The 1,154-nt window shown below is 42.4% G+C and carries 1 protein-coding gene; it reads right to left on the reverse strand.

The genetic code is table 11. From position 1 onward, the window contains the following. Nucleotides 1-1,060 (reverse strand): IS3 family transposase gene (locus NQS30_RS21250; protein WP_350322350.1). Its coding sequence is split into 2 segments (ribosomal slippage), with 1,061 coding nucleotides annotated over them: nucleotides 1-787 and nucleotides 787-1,060; the frame shifts between segments, so codons are not numbered across the junction. This gene is flagged as partial in the annotation. Between the last annotated feature and the right edge of the window lie 94 nt (nucleotides 1,061-1,154).

Consider the following 1,154-nt stretch of genomic DNA (forward strand, 5'->3'; position numbering starts at 1 on the left):
ACAGTTTGTTCTACGATGGTCGTCGTAGTGCTTTCCAACCTGTCGAGGTAGAACGTTTCAGACTTTAGTGAGGAATGAAACGATTCGATGGAGGCATTATCAGCGGGCGTCCCTTTGCGGGACATGCTCATGGTAATGCCTTTTGTTTTAACAGCTTTCTGATACTCATAAGATGTATAAACAGAACCTTGGTCACTATGTAACACACAGTTCTCTGGCAGTGCGGGCAGCTGATCAAGTGTGTGTAAGACAAAGTCTGTGTCCTGTCTATCGCCAATCGTAAAAGCAATCACTTCTCCATTGTATAAATCCAATATACTGGAAAGATACAATTGTTTCTGCCCATAAGGCAAATATGTGATATCCGTTACTAGCTTTTCCAGAGGGCGATCAGACTGAAAGTTCCGATCCAATATATTCTCGGCCACGGCATATGGCTGCCCATTCTTCTTGCGCTTTTTCACCTTAACCCGGCATTGCCACTGATTCTTCTGCATAATGCGCTGAACCGTTTTGTGATTCATACGCATTCCCTTTTTTAATATGGCTGTGATTTTCCGATAGCCATATCGATACTTGTGTTCTCGGCACAACGTGCCGATTTGTTTTTCTAAATGGTATTTAGGGTTATCTTTCATCAGATTCTTCTTCCAACGATAATAAGATGCTCGTGAGATACCTAAATGAATACAGATATCCTTTATGGTCATTGTGCTGCGCAATCCTTCTACAAGCTCGACTGGCGTTTCGCTATCAGCTTCCTTTCCAATTCGTTGTACTTTTTTAACACTTCATTCTGTTGTCTCAGATAACGATTTTCTGCCTGCAGTTTCTCTAATTCGGAAGAATACTCTGGACCTTTTCCATAAGAATATTGCTTTCCGACAGGTTGTTCGAATCGATGTGTGTCCCCAGCTTTATACCACCTGACCCATGTCTGCACCTGCGTCTTATTCTTTATATTCAATTCCTGCATGATCTCCTTCACAGGCACGCCCGCCAATCTCATTTCTACAGCCTTCTGTTTGACTTCAACCGGATAACTCACTCTTGCCCTCATAGAAAAACACCTCCAAGTCTAATTTCGGATAACAACGATCCGTTTTCAAACTTGAAGGTGTTTTTTGTTTGTCTCATATTATGGGGTCAGTCCC

This window comes from Bacillus sp. B1(2022), assembly GCF_040259625.1.
Taxonomy (GTDB): Bacteria; Bacillota; Bacilli; order Bacillales; family Bacillaceae; genus Bacillus; species Bacillus velezensis.